This is a genomic window from Clostridium thailandense (genome assembly GCF_019207025.1).
Classification (GTDB): Bacteria; Bacillota; Clostridia; order Clostridiales; family Clostridiaceae; genus Clostridium_AM; species Clostridium_AM thailandense.
On record NZ_JAEEGC010000076.1, the window covers coordinates 1 to 17,880 of the forward strand.

At 29.3% G+C, this 17,880-nt stretch carries 18 protein-coding genes; 13 read left to right on the forward strand and 5 right to left on the reverse strand.

What is annotated here, in order from left to right; all coding sequences use genetic code 11:
- Window positions 1-178 precede the first annotated feature (178 nt).
- Window positions 179-1,105, reverse strand: a complete 927-nt coding sequence (locus I6U48_RS15890; RefSeq protein ID WP_218321449.1) for a metal ABC transporter substrate-binding protein — start codon at window positions 1,103-1,105, stop codon at window positions 179-181.
- Between the two features lie 155 nt (window positions 1,106-1,260).
- Between I6U48_RS15890 and I6U48_RS15895 the strand changes: the two genes are divergently transcribed.
- The 6 genes from I6U48_RS15895 (at window position 1,261) to I6U48_RS15920 (ending at window position 6,460) form a co-directional block, all read left to right on the forward strand.
- Window positions 1,261-2,325: a permease gene (locus tag I6U48_RS15895; RefSeq protein WP_218321450.1), complete on the forward strand. Its 1,065-nt coding sequence runs from the start codon at window positions 1,261-1,263 to the stop codon at window positions 2,323-2,325.
- 2 nt (window positions 2,326-2,327) lie between these two features.
- Window positions 2,328-3,089 (forward strand): TIGR03943 family putative permease subunit, encoded by a 762-nt coding sequence (locus I6U48_RS15900; protein ID WP_218321451.1) that lies wholly within the window; start codon window positions 2,328-2,330, stop codon window positions 3,087-3,089.
- A 161-nt stretch (window positions 3,090-3,250) separates the two neighbouring features.
- Window positions 3,251-4,447, forward strand: a complete 1,197-nt coding sequence (locus I6U48_RS15905) for an ROK family transcriptional regulator (protein WP_218321452.1) — start codon at window positions 3,251-3,253, stop codon at window positions 4,445-4,447.
- A 26-nt stretch (window positions 4,448-4,473) separates the two neighbouring features.
- Window positions 4,474-5,295, forward strand: coding sequence for a sulfite exporter TauE/SafE family protein (locus I6U48_RS15910; RefSeq protein WP_218321466.1), 822 nt, complete (start codon window positions 4,474-4,476; stop codon window positions 5,293-5,295).
- A complete protein-coding gene (locus I6U48_RS15915; protein WP_218321453.1) occupies window positions 5,295-5,654 on the forward strand; it encodes a DUF1634 domain-containing protein in 360 nt (119 codons plus the stop codon). The genes I6U48_RS15910 and I6U48_RS15915 overlap by 1 nt, the downstream gene beginning before the upstream one ends.
- Window positions 5,655-5,698: 44 nt before the next feature.
- Window positions 5,699-6,460 carry a prolipoprotein diacylglyceryl transferase gene (locus I6U48_RS15920; protein WP_218321454.1) on the forward strand — a complete coding sequence of 254 codons (762 nt, stop codon included), beginning with the start codon at window positions 5,699-5,701 and terminating at the stop codon, window positions 6,458-6,460.
- A gap of 82 nt (window positions 6,461-6,542) precedes the next feature.
- Here I6U48_RS15920 and I6U48_RS15925 read toward each other — a convergent pair whose 3' ends face one another.
- Window positions 6,543-7,934, reverse strand: a complete 1,392-nt coding sequence (locus I6U48_RS15925) for an amino acid permease (RefSeq protein ID WP_218321455.1) — start codon at window positions 7,932-7,934, stop codon at window positions 6,543-6,545.
- Window positions 7,935-8,369: 435 nt separating this feature from the next.
- Here I6U48_RS15925 and I6U48_RS15930 point away from each other — a divergent pair, with 435 nt between their 5' ends.
- The 5 genes from I6U48_RS15930 (at window position 8,370) to I6U48_RS15950 (ending at window position 13,605) form a co-directional block, all read left to right on the forward strand.
- Window positions 8,370-10,370 (forward strand): methyl-accepting chemotaxis protein, encoded by a 2,001-nt coding sequence (locus tag I6U48_RS15930; protein WP_218321456.1) that lies wholly within the window; start codon window positions 8,370-8,372, stop codon window positions 10,368-10,370.
- A gap of 161 nt (window positions 10,371-10,531) precedes the next feature.
- Window positions 10,532-10,900 carry a GntR family transcriptional regulator gene (locus tag I6U48_RS15935; RefSeq protein ID WP_218321457.1) on the forward strand — a complete coding sequence of 123 codons (369 nt, stop codon included), beginning with the start codon at window positions 10,532-10,534 and terminating at the stop codon, window positions 10,898-10,900.
- A complete protein-coding gene (locus tag I6U48_RS15940; RefSeq protein WP_218321458.1) occupies window positions 10,901-11,602 on the forward strand; it encodes an ABC transporter ATP-binding protein in 702 nt (233 codons plus the stop codon).
- Window positions 11,595-12,350: a hypothetical protein gene (locus I6U48_RS15945; protein ID WP_218321459.1), complete on the forward strand. Its 756-nt coding sequence runs from the start codon at window positions 11,595-11,597 to the stop codon at window positions 12,348-12,350. Before I6U48_RS15940 ends, I6U48_RS15945 begins: the two co-directional genes overlap by 8 nt.
- A gap of 403 nt (window positions 12,351-12,753) precedes the next feature.
- Window positions 12,754-13,605, forward strand: coding sequence for a DegV family protein (locus tag I6U48_RS15950; RefSeq protein ID WP_218321460.1), 852 nt, complete (start codon window positions 12,754-12,756; stop codon window positions 13,603-13,605).
- Between the two features lie 100 nt (window positions 13,606-13,705).
- Here the strand turns inward: I6U48_RS15950 and I6U48_RS15955 are convergent, their stop codons facing one another.
- Window positions 13,706-14,416 (reverse strand): TerC family protein, encoded by a 711-nt coding sequence (locus tag I6U48_RS15955; protein WP_218321461.1) that lies wholly within the window; start codon window positions 14,414-14,416, stop codon window positions 13,706-13,708.
- Window positions 14,417-14,833: 417 nt separating this feature from the next.
- On the opposite strand from I6U48_RS15955, the gene I6U48_RS15960 reads away from it, so the two are divergent.
- Complete coding sequence (locus I6U48_RS15960; protein ID WP_218321462.1) at window positions 14,834-15,202, forward strand: response regulator; 369 nt, start codon at window positions 14,834-14,836, stop codon at window positions 15,200-15,202.
- Window positions 15,203-15,218: 16 nt separating this feature from the next.
- Here the strand turns inward: I6U48_RS15960 and I6U48_RS15965 are convergent, their stop codons facing one another.
- Window positions 15,219-15,899: a 5-methyltetrahydrofolate--homocysteine methyltransferase gene (locus tag I6U48_RS15965; protein WP_218321463.1), complete on the reverse strand. Its 681-nt coding sequence runs from the start codon at window positions 15,897-15,899 to the stop codon at window positions 15,219-15,221.
- A 303-nt stretch (window positions 15,900-16,202) separates the two neighbouring features.
- Here I6U48_RS15965 and I6U48_RS15970 point away from each other — a divergent pair, with 303 nt between their 5' ends.
- On the forward strand, window positions 16,203-17,141 hold the full coding sequence (locus I6U48_RS15970) for an AEC family transporter (protein WP_218321464.1): 939 nt from the start codon (window positions 16,203-16,205) through the stop codon (window positions 17,139-17,141).
- Window positions 17,142-17,212: 71 nt separating this feature from the next.
- Here the strand turns inward: I6U48_RS15970 and I6U48_RS15975 are convergent, their stop codons facing one another.
- Window positions 17,213-17,623, reverse strand: coding sequence for a hypothetical protein (locus I6U48_RS15975; RefSeq protein ID WP_218321465.1), 411 nt, complete (start codon window positions 17,621-17,623; stop codon window positions 17,213-17,215).
- Between the last annotated feature and the right edge of the window lie 257 nt (window positions 17,624-17,880).

Sequence of the window (17,880 nt, forward strand, 5' to 3'; positions counted from 1 at the left end):
ATTAAAATTTTTTATAGTGACGAAGTCTGGTAACATATCTCGCAGAATAAGTCTACTTTCTGCCATACTTACCTAAGTGCGACAGCCCCATAAGATAGAACAAATTTTGATAATATAGTTTAAAAATTATAATAACATATGTTACATTGATATTTATTTTTTTAAACTTGAAAAAGCACTATTTTAAGCTATTGTAAATTAAATCTAAGTTATCTTTCATACTCTCTATGTAATTTTTATTATCTTCTTTACTTTCAACAGTGTATATTTTTTCTACTTTTGCTCCAACTTCTTTTGCAAGGGTTTCAGAAACCTTTGGACTTACCATATCTTCTACAAATATTGTTTTTATCTTATTTTTTTTGCAATAATCGATTAAGTCGGCCATTTTTTTAGGTGTTGGTTCCCCTTCAGCAAATACATCTTCTACACTATTTTGTTTTAATCCGAAATCTCTACAAAGATATGCAAAAGCAGCATGACCCGTAACAAAGTTTTTATTATTTACAGTATCAAATCTTTTCTTATAGTCATCATATAAATTATTAAGCTGTGTTGAAAAATCCTTATAATTCTTTTCATAATAATCTCTATTGGATGGATCAATCTTTTCTAAAGCATCTTTTATATTTTTGGCCTCAAATTCTGCACCCTTTAAACTTATCCATACATGGGGATCATACTGCCCATGTTCCTTAATCTCACCTTCATCAGTGCTCTTAATTGCGTCAAAGCCTTTAGATGCTTCAACAGCAACTAATTGTTTGCTATTTACTGCTTGTATTGATTTATCAGCCCAAGACTCCATTCCAGCTCCATTATAGACAAACAACTTTGATTTACTCAAGTATTCAAGGTCTCTTGCTGTAGGTTCAAAATCATGGGGTTCTGTTCCGTTTGGGATTATTGTTCTAATTTCTACTTTATCTTTACCAATAGCTTCAACAAATTCCCTTATGGCATTAAAGGAAACAGCAACTTGTATCTTTGATTGGGAACTCTGTTCTGAAATAGTTTTATCGCTGTTTACACTTTTATTGCCACAGCCTGAAAAAGTTACTAGAGTAAATATAGCTATCAGAATTGAGGTTATTTTTTTATACATTTTGATCACTCCTCATACAATATAGTTGTTGCAAATCATTTGCATTTACATTTATAATATACTTAGAAAAAACTGTTTTGTCAATAATTACATTGTATGTAATATTAGTTAAAATTTATAAATTTTAAAAATTTACATTTAAAAAGGAGTAACAAATGGAAAAGGATAACCAGTATTCTGCAAACAATAGGTTATTAATTGTAATTATGGTAACATCAGTAATGCTACTGTTTCTAATCAACATTTTGAGAAATATGACTTTACCTAAAATAGATGAAGACATGTTAAATAATTTTTATACAATATTTATAAGCATGATTTTAGAAGGATTTCCATTTATAATAATAGGTTCACTAATTGCATCTTTCATTCAAAGTTTTATTTCAGAAGAAAAGATTGTAAAGCTTATACCTAAAAATAGAATTGTAGGTTTGATATTGGCGGCATTAGTTGGACTAATTTTCCCAGTATGTGATTGTGCAATAATACCTATAACTAGAAGGCTTATAAAGAAAAAAATTCCAATAGGCATGGCTATAGCTTTTATGGTTTCTGTACCTATAGTCAATCCTATAGTCATATTTTCTACTTACTATGCATTTTATGGAAAACCATACATAGTCCTAGCAAGGGTGCTCTTTGGTGTAATATCAGCTGTCCTTATAGGATATTTAATTGATATATTACATACAGGTAATGTTTTAAAATATAATATTCAAATAAATAGTTGTAGATGTGGTTGCAGTGAGAATCATAATCATGTTCATATTGACCACAAACATAAATATAATTTTTTATCTGAAATAATTTATCATACAAGCACTGAAACTTATAGTACAGGAAAACTATTTATTATTGGTGCGCTTATATCTGCATTTGTTCAAACTTACGTACCAAAAAGATATATACTTTCTATTGGGCAAGGCAGTTTATACTCCATATTAGTTATGCTTCTTTTAGCTTACGTTTTATGTATTTGTTCTCAAACAGATGCTTTTATAGCTAGAGCCTTTCTTGGACAATTTACAGTAGGTTCTATAATTGGATTTCTAATATTTGGACCAATGCTTGATATAAAAAATACTTTAATGCTTACTGGAACCTTCAATAGAAAATTCACGATAAAGCTTATTTTTCTTATAATAGCTGTATGCTTCATTATGGCTATAGTTGCAAATTATGCAATTCCTATTAGCTTGAAATTTTCAGGAGGTTTTTAAAAGTGAGTGATAAAAGATTTAATTTTAACATAGGCGAATTTACTTGGCTTATACTTCTTTTTGCAATTTCATTTTATTTTTACAGGCTAGTTCATTTAGGTGAAATTAGTATGTTTATAAACCCTAATATGAATAAATATGTTATATTTGCTTCAGTTTCATTATCAATCCTAGGAATTTTTCAAATACCTAAGATATTAAATACCCCAGAGGGAAAGCCCAAATTTGGTTACTTGATATTTGCTATTCCGGTGATTATTGGATTTTTGGTTAATCCAATCGGTTTAACTCAAGGTATAACAGAAGCAAAAGGTGTGAATTTTACACAAGATAGTACTGCTGTAAGTACAAAAAGAATTATTAATAATGAAATTAAAAACACAAACAGTGAAATTATTATGAATGACAAAAATTATTTTGCTTTTCTTAATGCGATCAGTGAGGAACCTAATAAATTCAAAAATTATAAGATAAATTTAACAGGATTTGTATATAGAGATGAAAATATAAAGGATGGCAGATTCATTATTGCAAGAATGCTTATGATATGTTGTGCTGCAGATGCACAAACAGTGGGCCTTTTATGCGACTACAAAGGTCAGAAGTTTGATAAGGGTACATGGGTACAAGTAACAGGAACTTTAGACACCACTTACTATGATGATAACAAGCAAGACTCTTTAATACCATTAATAAAGGTTAAAAGTGTTAAAAAGATAGAACCACCTGTATCAAAATATATTTATCTTAATAATACAGATTAATTACTTTATAGATACCTACAACAGAAAGTAAATTTATATGCAGGGAGATGTTACCAAAGCTGAAGGCACATATAAAAATTTTAAACTATTTATAAGATCTATTAAATAACTTATTGCCAAAATGGTTAAAAGATATATAATAATATTGAAAGGAGTTTTATATGAGGGAAATTTTAAGTAAATTATTAGATAGAGATTTGGAAACATTAAATATTATTCATAAGGAAGGACAAATCACAAAGAAAAACTTACAAGTTAAAACAGGTATGACATTAACGACTTTAAATAGAGTAATGAAAAGCCTTGAAGATAAAAAACTAATAATGGAAGCAGGAATATCAGAATCAACGGGAGGTAGAAAGGCTGTAGAATATGGTACAGCACAAACAGGAGCATATGTTATAGGAGTTGATATATCGAGAACGTATGTAAAGATTATCATAGTAAACTTGAGAATGATTATTTTAAAAGAAGAAAAGTTTTATATGGATGATAGCTTTTCGCCAGAAAAAACTGTTGATAAAATTACTGATTTAATAGAGCAAAAATTATTGGAGTTATCAATAAGTAAAAATGAAGTACTAGGAATAGGTGTAGGTACTGTAGGTCCATTGGATAGAAAAAGAGGTATTATGATAAGTCCTAAAAATTTCTTTAATAAGAGCTGGTCTAATGTAGCTATAAAGGAGATGATCGAGAAAAAAATTTCAATTCCATGTTTTATAGATAATGGAGCCAATACTGCGGTTCTAGCTGAATACTTATTTGGTAAAGGAAAAGATCTGAAAAGTATTGTATACATACATTGTGGAATTGGAATAAGGTCAGCAGTTATAAATGATGGAATTATTATTAGAACAATGAATGATTCAGAAGATGCCTTTGCACATATGATTGTAGATTCAAATGGTGAAAGATGTATTTGTGGCAATAAAGGATGCATAGAAAGTTATTCATCCATTGATGCAATGATTAAAAGGTATAATTTAAGGACAAAAAATAATAATAATAATAATGCCAATGAAGAAGTAAGAGAAGAAGAGTATAAAAAAGTATTAGATTTAGCAATGCGAAATGATGAGTTTGCCACAGAAATTGTTGACAAGGGCGCTGAGAATTTGGGTATTGGTCTTGCTAATCTTGTAAGAATATTAAATCCTCAGCTAGTAATTTTATGTGGACCATTAATTAAAAATTATAAGCGTTACTATGATATGTGCATTAACACATTCCATAAAATCAATTATTTAAACAATGCAGTTGTATTTAGTAAGGGGGGGGGATTTAAAGAAGATGCTATTGCCATAGGTGCAAGTTTAATGGTAATAGAAAAGTATATAAGAAAAGACAGAGATTAGGGGGAGATAAGTTGATTGTAATAGCTATGAAAATATTTATAATATCAATTATAGCTGGTATATTAGGTTCTATTCTTGGTCTTGGAGGAGGAATTATAATTACTCCAGCATTAACTTTACTATTTGGAGTGGATATAAAATATGCTATAGGTGCAAGTATAGTATCAGTAATTGCCACGTCAAGTGGTGCGGCTATTGTTTACATAAAAGATAAGATTACCAATATAAGAATAGGTATGTTCCTCGAAATAGCTACAACTACAGGAGCAATTACAGGAGCATTTCTAAGTGGAGTAATTAGCCCAAAATACCTTTATTTTATATTCGGACTGCTTTTATTATATTCTACAATTGCTATGCTTAAAAAGTCGAAAAATGAACTTCCTAAAGATGTAACATTACATCCTATAGCTAAAAAGCTTAAGTTAAATGGAGAATATTATGATAAAGTTTTACAAAAGCAAGTTAAATACAATGTGGATGGAGTTTATGGCGGATTTGGTATGATGTATGTAGCAGGAGTTATATCAGGACTTCTTGGTATTGGAAGTGGAATATTTAAAGTTATGGCTATGGATTTATTTATGAAAATTCCTTTAAAGGTATCAAGTGCTACTAGTAATTTTATGATAGGGGTAACTGCGGCCGCAAGTGCAGGTGTATACTTACTTAGAGGAGACATAGACCCCAAAATATCAGCTCCTGTAGCTCTTGGTGTTCTATTTGGGGCATCAGTAGGGACTAAAATTATGCAAAATTTAAAAAGCAAAACTATAAGAAAAATATTTGTGCCTGTTCTCGCTTATGTTTCAATAGAGATGATCATAAAGGGATTGGGGGTTAAATGATGAGTAAAAGCGAGATTGAAGAGATCGAAATTATTATAAGTAAATTTTTAAAGGCTGGGGTTTTATTAAGTGCATTCATAATATTTATTGGATTTTCAATGCTTGTAATAACTGGAGATAGTGGATATATGGGTAATACATACCCAACAAATCCAACTGCAATATTATCTGGAGTAGTATTATTTAAACCATATGCAATAATATTAACCGGATTATTGATTTTAATTGCAACTCCTGTGTTTCGTGTGGGTGTTTCAATTATTGTTTTTGTAAAAGAAAAAGATTATTTATATGTGAAAATCACTTCGCTGGTATTCGTAATATTAATTATAAGCTTTGTACTTGGAAAAGTTGAATAAGTAAATTTAAATATGTTCACTAAATAAACATAGGAGGAATAACAATGCATCCAATATTATTTAAATTAGGTTCACTTACATTATATAGTTATGGATTTATGATAGCTATAGGTATAATATCAGCATTATTATTAGCTTTGCATAGGGCAAAAAGATTAGGTTTTGACACAGATGCAGTTATGGATTTAGGTATATATGGAGTAGTAGGAGGATTCATTGGAGCTAAACTTCTATTTTGGATAGTAGAATTTCCAAGTATAATTCATAATCCTAATTTTATTGTGGAAACATTAAGTAATGGTTTTGTGGTGTTCGGAGGAATTATGGGAGGTGCTTTAACAGGATATGCTTACTGCAAAATAAAGAAGTTAGATTTTTTAGCTTATTTAGATTTAATAGTACCAGCAATTGCACTTGCTCAAGGCTTTGGAAGAATCGGCTGCTTTGAAGCAGGATGCTGTTATGGAAGAGAGACAGATAGTGTTTTTGGTATAGTATTTCAAAATTCATTGTATGCTCCAAATGGAGTTTTATTGATACCAACACAGCTCTTTTCAAGTGCTGGAGATTTTATAATAGCAGGAATACTCTTGTATTATTCATCAAAATCCCAAAAAAGAGGACAAGTATCAGGGCTTTATATGATTTTGTACAGTGTAGGAAGATTTATTATTGAAATATTTAGGGGAGATCCAAGAGGCAATGTTGGAATTCTATCAACTTCACAATTTATTTGTATATTTATGTTTTTTGTAGGCATTTATGTTTTTTGCTTTCTTCATAAAGGGAAAAAGCATTCAGATTAATTTATCATATAAGATAGAAAATAGTACATTACATTAATTGATTTTAAATTTAATGTAATGTACTATTTTTTAATAGCTCTAGCTAGTCATTTTCTAAATGAGTTTTATTTAAAATTATATAACTAAAAGTAATTAGAGTAATTATTATTAGAGCCGAATAAAATCCCATCCTAAAGTCAGGCACTCCTAAGCTCATAATAAACATAAAGGCAATAGCTAATATAGTAACATATGCACCGAATCTACCTAACACCAATGGTGATTTATAAACTTCATTTTTATTACGTTTCTTTAGCCATATAAGATAAGTAAATAAATTAGTTATCCAATTTATAAATGTAAAATATGAGGAAGCAGAAACCAAATAATTAAAAAGTTTTTGTGATAGCAGAAATGACAGAGCTACTAACACAATAGAAACTGCACCAACTAAAATCCAGCTATTACGATAGAAACCTTTTTTAGATGCTTTGGCAAAAAGAGATGGAGCTTTTTTTGCTTCTGCCAGTGATGTAACCATCTGAATGCTTGCATAATAAGATGCAACCATTACTGAAAAAGCTGCTAATAATATAATAATATTAATAATATATGCTGCCCAGGATAATTTAAGTGAATTTATAGCCTGAACAAAGGGCGATTGATCTGTAGATATTTTATCCCATGCAATTAAACTAATTAAAGTAAACATGGATAAAATGTAAACTAAAATTATGCTTATTGACATATAAGAGACAGCTTTAGGTATTGTAGTTTTAGCATTCTCTACTTCAGAAGATGCCATTACTATTGCACTTATACCGCTGTAAGAGAAAATAACAATAAGCATAGATTGAAAAAATCCAGAAATACCATTTGGAAAAAATGCTCTTATGCTTGTAAAATTTTTTGGATAGGTAGGCAAAGGATTAAAAATAAGCGCGTATGCCCCTAAAACAATAAATAGTATCAAAGCTAATATCTTTAAAGCTGCCATCGTCCCTTCAATTCGTCCGAAATTTTCCATATTTAATGAATTAATAATGACTATTAAAAATGTAAAAAATACAGAGGTTGCTGGTAGAGGAATATTAGGAAACCAAAATTTAATAAATACAGACATAGCAATAGATTCAGAAGCTATTGTAAATATACCACTTATAAAAACTATCCAACCTAATAAGAATCCTAAATATGGACCGCAAAATTGTTCAGTATAAACCCTAAAAGATCCGTGAGTAAGTCGATTTACATTTATACTTGTCATAGAGCCAAGAACTTGAAGCATTATTAATCCTCCAAGCAAATATGCAATAACAACAGAAGGACCTGACTCATGAATTGCAAGGCCACAACCTAAAAAGTATCCAGCTCCTATAACACCACCTACTCCAAGACCAGCCAGATGAGAAGCACTGAATTTTTTGGGATTTTCTTTATTTTCCAAAGCATCATAGTTTTTATTAAATCTTATACGAGTTCTTTGTTTTTCCATAGACATCATCACCTACTAAATATATTTCTATATTAGTATTCTAAATTAGTAGGTGGATTATTCTATAGATCTTAGACAGAACGTTTTTTCTGTAATAATTATTCTAACACATGAATATGTTTACGTGTTCTTTCTATATTCAGCTTAAGGTCTAAACAATTTAGAAAATTATATCTCCTTATATACTTAGTTATGTCTTTATCTAAAGTTTACTACTTACAATGAATTTAATACAAATTGATTGTAAAAAGATTACATTAATGCAAGTTATAAAAAATTTAATTCTGAATTTAAATAAATATGTGCAAAAAATGACAGATTTATATTATAATTATTATGGATATGTGTGAAAATTGAGCATATGCGAAAAAGCAATATAAACCGATTGTATTCATTTTAAGTAAATGAAGTTTAGTTAAAAAAGGAGAGACCAATATGAAAAGGAAAAAAAGTATTAGAGGAGTAATGGTGGGATTACTATGTGCTGCAGCTATCATACCACTTGCAGTTGTAGGAATATTCAGTTACATGTCTCAAACAAAAATTTTTAAGGAAGAGCTGAATAGCTTATTTAAAAGCAATTTATCAGAAATAATGTCTGTAATAAATACACAGACTGTAAGTAACTCATCAATTACAGAAATGCTTACGTTAAATACGGATGCTCAAGCTATATTGAAGGATACTCAAAGCAGTACTAGATTCATTGGAACTTTAAATGGTATTGTTCAATCGCATAAAAATATTACTAATGCATACATAGGAACGACAAATGGAATGTTTATTGTGCAGCCAACTCAAGAAGTTCCAGCAGGTTTTGACCCTAGGCAAAGGCCGTGGTATAAGGATGCGGTAAGTAAAAATGGACAAATTGTAATTACAGATCCCTATGAAGATAGCCTGAAAAAAGGAACTTTTATGGTGACTTTTGCAAAGACTGTAAAGGACTCTTCAAATGGAGAGTTAGTAGGAGTAACGGCTATAGACATAAAACTTGATGAAATTTCAAAATTAGTTGGAACAAAAACAGTAGGTGAAAAGGGATATATTGTTTTATTTGACAGGAATGGAACTGTTATAGGAAGTAAGGATAATAGTATTCTAAATAAAACTCCTAAAGATTTAAGCTGGATATCAAAGGTTATATCTAGCAATGGTGAAACTTATGAAGACAACATAAATGGTACAAACTATTTTATTTGTACTATGAAAGATAGTTCAACAGGATGGATAGCAGCTACATTTTGTCCTCAAAGCGAACTTTTAGGGAAGGTAAACAGTGCAAGAAATACTATAATAGTAGTATCTTTGGTTTCTCTGTTATTAGCTTTATTTTTAGGCAGTTTAAGCTCTAAGTTAATAACAAATCCAGTATTAAGTCTAGAAAAAATACTTGAAAGAATGAAAGATGGGGATTTTACAGAAGAGCTTGATAGTGACCGTATTTCTATTCATGAAATACATAAAATCACAGAAGGTATAAATACTGTAAGAAACGAAATGGTTTCTATTTTAAGCAGCATACATGCAGTTTCAGATAACATAGATGCATCTTCAGGTAAATTAAAAATTATAGCAGAGCAATCGAATGCTGCAGGTGAAGAAATAGCTAAAGTAGTTCAGGAAATAGCTACTGGGGCAGGGAAACAGGCGGAATCTATGGATGAAAGTCAAAATTTGATTATCCAACTTGAAAATGAAGTGGTAGAATCAATTTCTAGAGCAGAAAATATGGTGCAAATCTCAATGGGAGTTAAGAATTCAACTGGAAACGGCACAAAAATAGTCAAAGATTTGAACGAAAAATTTGCAATAACATCAAACGCAAGCAAAGAATTATCAGTTAAAATTAAGGATTTATCAGAAAAATCTAATGAGATAAGTAGTATAACCGAGACTATAACTGCTATAACAGAGCAAACAAATCTTTTAGCATTAAATGCTAGTATAGAAGCAGCTAGAGCAGGGGAGGCAGGAAAAGGGTTTGCTGTTGTTGCAGCAGAGGTTAGAGAGCTTGCAGAACAGTCATCAGAATCTGCATTTCTAATAAATAAAGTGATAAATGAAATAAAATTAAGTATTTCAGAACTCTTAACAAAAGTAGATTATAATATGTCTCTAAGTGAAAGTACAGGACAAAGTGTTCAAATTACGAAACAAGCCTTTGAAGATATATTTAAAAATACTGTAGAACTGGAGGAAAGTATTGAAGTTGTAGATAAATCCTTAAATAAAATAAGCTGTCATAAAGATAACGTTGTTTTAAAGATAGAAGAAGTATCTTCTGTATCACAGGAAATAGCCGCTACTACAGAGGAAGTCAGTGCGTCTACTGAACAACAGGCAGCGGGACTTCAAGAAATAGTTTCATCATTAGAGAAATTAGAAGGTTATTCTAATAATCTGAACACCTTAATTAAAAAGTTTAAAATTTAAAGAGAATTTGATTTTATGTAGGGGCTGTCTTAAGTAACAGCCTCTTATTTGATTTATATGGAAAATTATTGTTAAGAATACTAAAAGAATATTGACATATATAATGTTTTAGTGTACCATTTTAATAATACACTAAAACATTGTTATTTGGAGGTGTAAAAATGAGTTTGGATTTTGAACAAAAAGTTCCTATATATATACAAATAATGAATTTAATTAAAAGGGATATAGTCACAAAAGTATTGAAGCCAGGAGATAAACTTCCATCTGTAAGGGAGATGGCTGGAGAATTAAAAGTAAATCCTAATACTCTTCAAAGAGCTTACCAGGAGCTTGAGAGAGAAGGAATTACTTATACACAAAGGGGAATGGGGACTTTTGTAATGAAGGATGAAGAAGTGATTACAGAATTGAAAAAGGAAATGTCTAAAGAGATTATAAATAATTTTTTAGTGGGAATGAAAAGCATTGGATTTAGTGCCAAGGAAATTTTAAGTATAGTTGAAGAAAAAGTTAAGGAGGAAGTTTAGATGGATAATGTATTAAAGGCATCAAAGCTAGAAAAAGGCTATTTAAATAAGAAAGCTTTAGATGGAATGGATTTGGAAATTGAAAAAGGGAAGATTGTTGGGCTTTTAGGCCCTAATGGGAGTGGAAAAACAACTTTTCTAAAAATTGCAGCAGGGCTTTTAAAACCTACAAATGGTGAAATATTAATAGATGGCCATAAACCAGGCGTATATACAAAATCCATAGTATCATATCTGCCAGATAAGGATTATTTATTTAAATGGATGAAAATTAAAGATGCAGTAGATTACTTTAGAGATTTTTATAGAGATTTCGACGAAAAAAAAGCAAAAGAACTTTTGGAATTTATGAATCTAGACATTAATAGTAAAATTACCACATTATCAAAGGGAATGAGCGAGAAGTTGTATTTAACTTTAGTACTTTCAAGAAAGGCAAAATTATATATATTAGATGAACCTTTAGGTGGTGTAGATCCTACAACAAGGGAAAAAATACTCGATGCTATATTGAATAGCTATAGTGAAGACAGTTCAATAATTATAACCACTCATTTAGTAAATGATATTGAAAGATTATTCGATGATGTGGCATTTATTTCAAATGGAAAAATAATTTTAACTGGTAATGCTGAAGAATTGAGAAATGAAAAAGCAATGTCTATAGATCAGTTATATAGGGAGGTATTTAAAGATGTTTAATTTAATAAAATATGAATTAAAAGGTTACTTTAAGGACTTTATTATTATACTAGGTATAATAGCACTTATAAATATACTTTTGTATACTAGAATGAATACTTGGCCAAGAGGAGCAATAGTATCTTTATCGTTTTTAGTTAGTTTTGCAGCGGCAATTGTAGTTCTAATATGGAATATAAAACTATTTAGTAGAGATATGTATGAAGATAGTGGATATTTATTATTCACATTACCTCAGACTGGTTATTCTATATTAGGTTCAAAACTTATAACATCAATTATACAAGTTTTAATAGTTGGAGCTGTAGCACTAATATTTAATTTCATTAGTTTACAAAGTATAGATAATTTTCGAAACAACGCTCAAATAGTTTTTAGTAATATAAATCCTAATTTAGCACCAATAAGTATTATAAGCAGTCTAATAAATTATGTGTTTTTTCTAACCACAATTTATTTCTCAATATCGTTAAGTAAAATAGCAATTAGAAAGAGAAAATTTGGCAAGCTAGGTGCTTTTGTGATATTTGTAATTTTTTCTTTAATAGTTGGTAAAATTACTATGTCAATATCAAATACTTTTCCTCAAAGTTTTAAGTTGAATTTACTTTCAGCTCAATCACAAATTAGCCTTTATGGACCAAGCAATATTTCAATTAATATAGCAGCAACAATTTTTAGTGTTATGTTATTTATACTGATGTTTATAGCAACGTCTTATATAATAGAAAATAGAATAGATTTTTAGAGTAAATCAATAGGGTGTCTTTAAATGAATTTATGATAGGGATTATATATAAAAGGGCTGTCGTAAGCTATCCAAACCAAGCACTTAACTCATGTGCAGGGGAAAATTTACATTTAGGAAAGCATAACAAATACTTTAGACTTATGAAAAGTATTTATTGTGTCCTACAAAATGTAAATATTTCCTGGAGTATGAGTTAAGTGTAGGCCTTGGATAGCTTATTACGACAGCTCTTTTTATAAAGATAATCTTTTGGATAGGAATTAAATTTGAGAATAAGATTAAAATAATATTATATTAATAGTGTAGCTGTTAATAATGAACATTATAGTGATATAATTAATTATATAGACTAACAAGACATATATTCTAAGATGATTTAGAATATAAAGGAGGAAAAATTTTGAGTAAAATAGCTTTAATCACTGATACTACAAGTGATCTCACAGATGCAATCATAGAAAAATATAATATAAATGTACTTCCTTTTAGGATAATATATAAAGATAGGGAATATAAGGACAAGATAGAAATAACACCAGAAGAGGTTTATGGAAATTTAGAGAAGGAAGTTCCTACATCATCTATGCCTGCTTTGGAGGATATGGAAAATTTGTTTGAATCACTAGAAGAGCAAGGATATACTCATGCCATAGCTGTAGTTTTATCTTCAGGCCTTTCAGGAATTTATAATGGTTTAAAGGTAGTAAGTGAGAATCATCCAGGTATCACTACTTATATATTTGATTCAAAATCTATTTCAGCTGGTGAGGGTGCAATTATAGAAGAGTGTGGAAAACTTGTTGAACAAGGAAAAAGCTTTGAGGAAATAGTTGAAGCTATACCGTCTATAAGAAAACGAGTTCATCTTTTTTTTGTTGTTGGTACTTTAGACTATTTAAAGAAAGGTGGTAGAATAGGTAAGGTTTCAGGTACAATAGGAGAGCTTTTAAATATAAAGCCTATAGTATCAGTAGATATAAATGATGGTAAATATTACACTCATGAAAAGGTTAGGGGAAGAAAGCAGTCTTTAAATAAAATAGTAGAACTTGTGAAGAATATTTTAGATAAAAAGAAATGCAAGTTTTATGCATTACACGGACATGCGTTGGAAGATTCAAAAATGGCTTTTGATGAGCTTTCTAAGCATCCTAATGTAACAAAGGCAGTTTTTGAAGGTTATATAAGTCCTGTATCAGGAGTTCATAGTGGACCTGGTCTAGTAGGTCTAGTTTTATTTGAAGAAGAGTAGATTATTGAAAAAATAGTTTAAGTTGTCAAGATTTATAAGCGGTATGTAAATACTTGGATATGTAGAAAGCCTGCATCTTATGTAGGCTTTCTATTAGAAACTAAATCTTTTTTTTTCTGTATTCTTTGAAACTATAGCATTTTGGTTTTCTAATTATGTAAAAACCATAAATAATTGTAAGAAAAGCTGCACTGTAAGGTAAAATGATAGTCAATATACTAAAATGTAATACAATAGGATTTAATAATTTATCTTCTAAAATCATTTTTAAAGAAGTATGAGCAAGAACTGCTCCGCCTATGTAAGGTACAATAGGATGCTTATTCATTAACTTTGCAACGTATTGACTTCCGAAAAATATAATTGGTATATTCAATAGAAGTCCAAATATAATAAGCAATATATTTCCACCTGCAGCTCCAGCGATAGCGAGAACATTATCTAAACTCATAGTAACATCTGCTAGTATAATGCTCCATATTGCACCTATAAATTTATTAGTGGGTTGTACGTTACAGTCTTCTTCTTTGGTATCAGGTTTAATAAAATTCCAAGTGATTTTTACAAGGATTATTCCACCTACTAATCTTATAGGAAGCCATTCAATCATTAAAATATATGTTATAAGTGATGCAAATATAATTCGAAGTAAAACTGCACCAAACACACCTATGGCAGAAGCCTTTTTAGCGAGGTGTCTGGGAAGTTTTCTTGTTGCAAGAGCAATTACACCAATATTATCTCCACTTAATACTATATCTAAAAGAGTAATTTGTGCTGCGCCCATAAGTGAAGGAATCAGGTTATCCATAATATTCCCTCCTTTATATTGTTTTTTATACTATTTTAACATATTTATTAATACCATGACAAATGGCAACTTAAGTATATATATTAAGTATATTATAATATTTTGTTTTATATACCCAATAGGTAGCGTTTATTGAAGTAATATAATATAATTAAGATTAAGAGATTATTTTTAGCTAAAAAGTTAAAAAAATAAAATTGAGATTTTTTAGTTTGTTTATTGCAGAAAAAATATATTTGTGTTATAAACTACTAGAGAGTAAAATAAATAGAGTAATTTTGAACTAATAATAAAGTTTATTAAAATTTTGTACGATAGTTATAATTGACTATTAAATTTGAAATTATGCAACATTTAGATAATATAGCTGCATTTTATGTGGACTTGAGATTAAAACAAAGGAGATATATCTTAACTATGGGAGTATTAGTGGTTGATGATTCCAAATTTATGAGGAATATAATAATAAATATTCTAAATAAAAACAATATAGAAGTTGTGGGAGAAGCTTCAGACGGAATAGGGGCTGTAGTTCAATATGAAGCGCTAAAGCCTGATGTAGTTACTATGGATTTAACTATGGAAGGTATGAATGGCTTAGAGGCAGTTAAGGAAATTATCAAAATTGATTCAAATGCTCATATTATAGTTTGTTCAGCTATGGGACAGCAGGCAATTGTAAAAGAGGCAATTGATGCAGGAGCCAGGGGATTTGTTGTTAAGCCTTTTGATGAAGATAATTTAATTGATGAAGTATCTAAGGCTCTGAAAATGAAAGGTAAATAATAAGAAGACTACGTATTTAAGCGCAGTCTTCCTTATCTTCAAAAATTGGTTTTTGACTCTTAAAATTTATATTTCTCATTTTACAAAATACATTATTACAATCTTCACAGGAGTGGTCTTTATTATTATATGCTAACTCGGAATCAGCACCGTATATATAAGACATTGATTTTGCAGGATATAGCATACAATCATTTACAACTCTTATAGAATGAATATCATCATTTCTGAATATATCTACAATTTCCTTTTGATATTCCAAATCAATTTCACCATCACCAGGTGCAATTTTACAAGTAAGTCCTAATCCTAATTCATGAGAATCTAAACATATTTTATCAAATAAATCAGAACTTACATGGAATAAATAAGAACTAGCCATGGTATCAAGTAAAATTGCCTCAAAGAACTTTCCTTCTGCAAATAGGCTTTCAACTTTTTTGCAAGACTCATCGCCTATCGTTACAAGACAATACACTATACTACTGCACTCTTTTAAAGAATTTATCTTTAATTCTGTTGGTTTCCTATCTATTTTGTACATCCCTAAAGGAGTTGAATTATTAATAAGATAAGGAAACAAATCATCATACATTTTACTTAGTTCCTCGTACTGAGGTGTTTGGCAGTAAGATTGAACTGTCTCTATAATATTTTTTTTATTAAGTTTTAATTTGAAATCAGATACTATTTTCATTGGCCTCACCTCGTATTTATATAAATATTATTTATAAGTATATTATAATAAAAGAAAGAAGAAAATGCAAGTTCAATATATTAGTGTTTCAAAAAATAATAAAAACAATTGGATTGAGGGCCATTTTAGGTGCCAATAAGGTTCAAAATGGACTTGTACTTGCAAAAACAAAAAAATGGAGAAAAATAAAGCAAATAGTAATTTATAATTATTCAATTATATACAAAAAAATTATATAGTAAAACTTTTATTTAATTGAATATTATGTAATAATAGTAGGGGTGGCAGAGGGAGATGATAAATATGGCTGTAGTAAATGCTCTAGGAAGTGTTTTAAGTATTGTTATAATGATTACTGTAGGATATGTGTTAACCTCTAAGGGATGGTTTGATGAGAAGACATCAAAGGTTTTTTCGAGGTTGGTATGTAATGTATCACTTCCATGTCTTATGATATCTGATTTAATGGGTAACTTTGATAAAGATAAGTTAAATAGCTTAGGAAAGGGATTAATTATTCCATTCACTTCAATAGCATTATGCTATTTAATTGCAATAATTGTATCTAAAATTATAAAGGTAGATAAAAATAGAATTGGAACTTTTAGATCCATGTTTTTTGTATCAAATTCTATTTTTATAGGACTTCCTGTAAATCTTGCACTTTTTGGGTCAAAGAGTATACCCTACGTTTTGCTTTATTATATAGCCAATACGAGCTTTTTTTGGACAATTGGAGCTTATGGTATAAGTGCAGATGGACAATCAAAAAAATCAAGCATATTTTCTAAAGAGACATTTAAAAGAATAGTATCGCCGCCATTAATGGGATTTGTTGTAGCACTAGTCTTTATAACATTAAATGTTAAATTACCACAATTTATAATGGACACCTGCAAATATTTTGGAAATTTAACTACTCCAGTATCAATGCTATTCATTGGAATAACTATATACTCTGTAGATACAAGTGAAATAAAAATAAACATTGATATGGTTGCCATACTTTTTGGAAGATTTATCATATCACCTATATTAATATTTGTTATGGCACACTATTTTCCAGTACCGGAATTGATGAAAAAGGTGTTTGTTGTACAGGCTGCTATGCCTGTAATGACTAATACTGCTATAGTAGCTAGAAGCTATGGGGCAGATCACAAATATGCAACTATAATGACTGTTGTTACTACTATATCTAGTTTAGTATTTATTCCAATATATATGGCACTATTAGGATAAAAATTGTGCTTTATGTTAAAAAAGCTAATTCTAATTAAAATCTTTAATTAGAATTAGCTTTTTATACTTTATTAATTTTTATTTCTAACAGTTCTGTCTTTCAGATTATTGGCAATTATGTTAATAATTTTATTTTTTATGTATCTATTTCGATAAATATCATCTGAACTGAACTTACATTTACTTGCTATTGACATAAAGGTTAGACTTATATTAGATTTTATAAGACTGTTAACAGCTCTATCTATTTTTTGATCTATAACATGCAATTCTTTGTAGTAGACCATTTTTTGTAGTATATAATTTCTTAGTTCTGGATGTCGTCTTATTACAAAGCGTGTTACACCTGATTTTTCTGCAACAATGGCAAATACTAATCTTTCCTTTTTATAAATCATATCTTTAATAATTTCATTGATATCAGTTTTATATTCTTCTATATCCCTATAGAAGCTTTCCGTATTATTTAAACAGCTTTCCATGTTTAATCTCCTTATTCGACAGTATTTACAATATAATGATATACTATCATAGAAATATTGTAAAATTTTATATTCTTTAAAATAATCATTTATGTCTAATTATGACAATACACATAGGCACATTTTCCATTTTTATAGTCAAATATATATAGACATCCACGGCCGACACTTAACTTATGATCCGGGATATATTTACATTCTTTCAGCACGATAAATACTTTTGACAAGTCTAAAGCCCATATTTTTGAAAAAGCTAA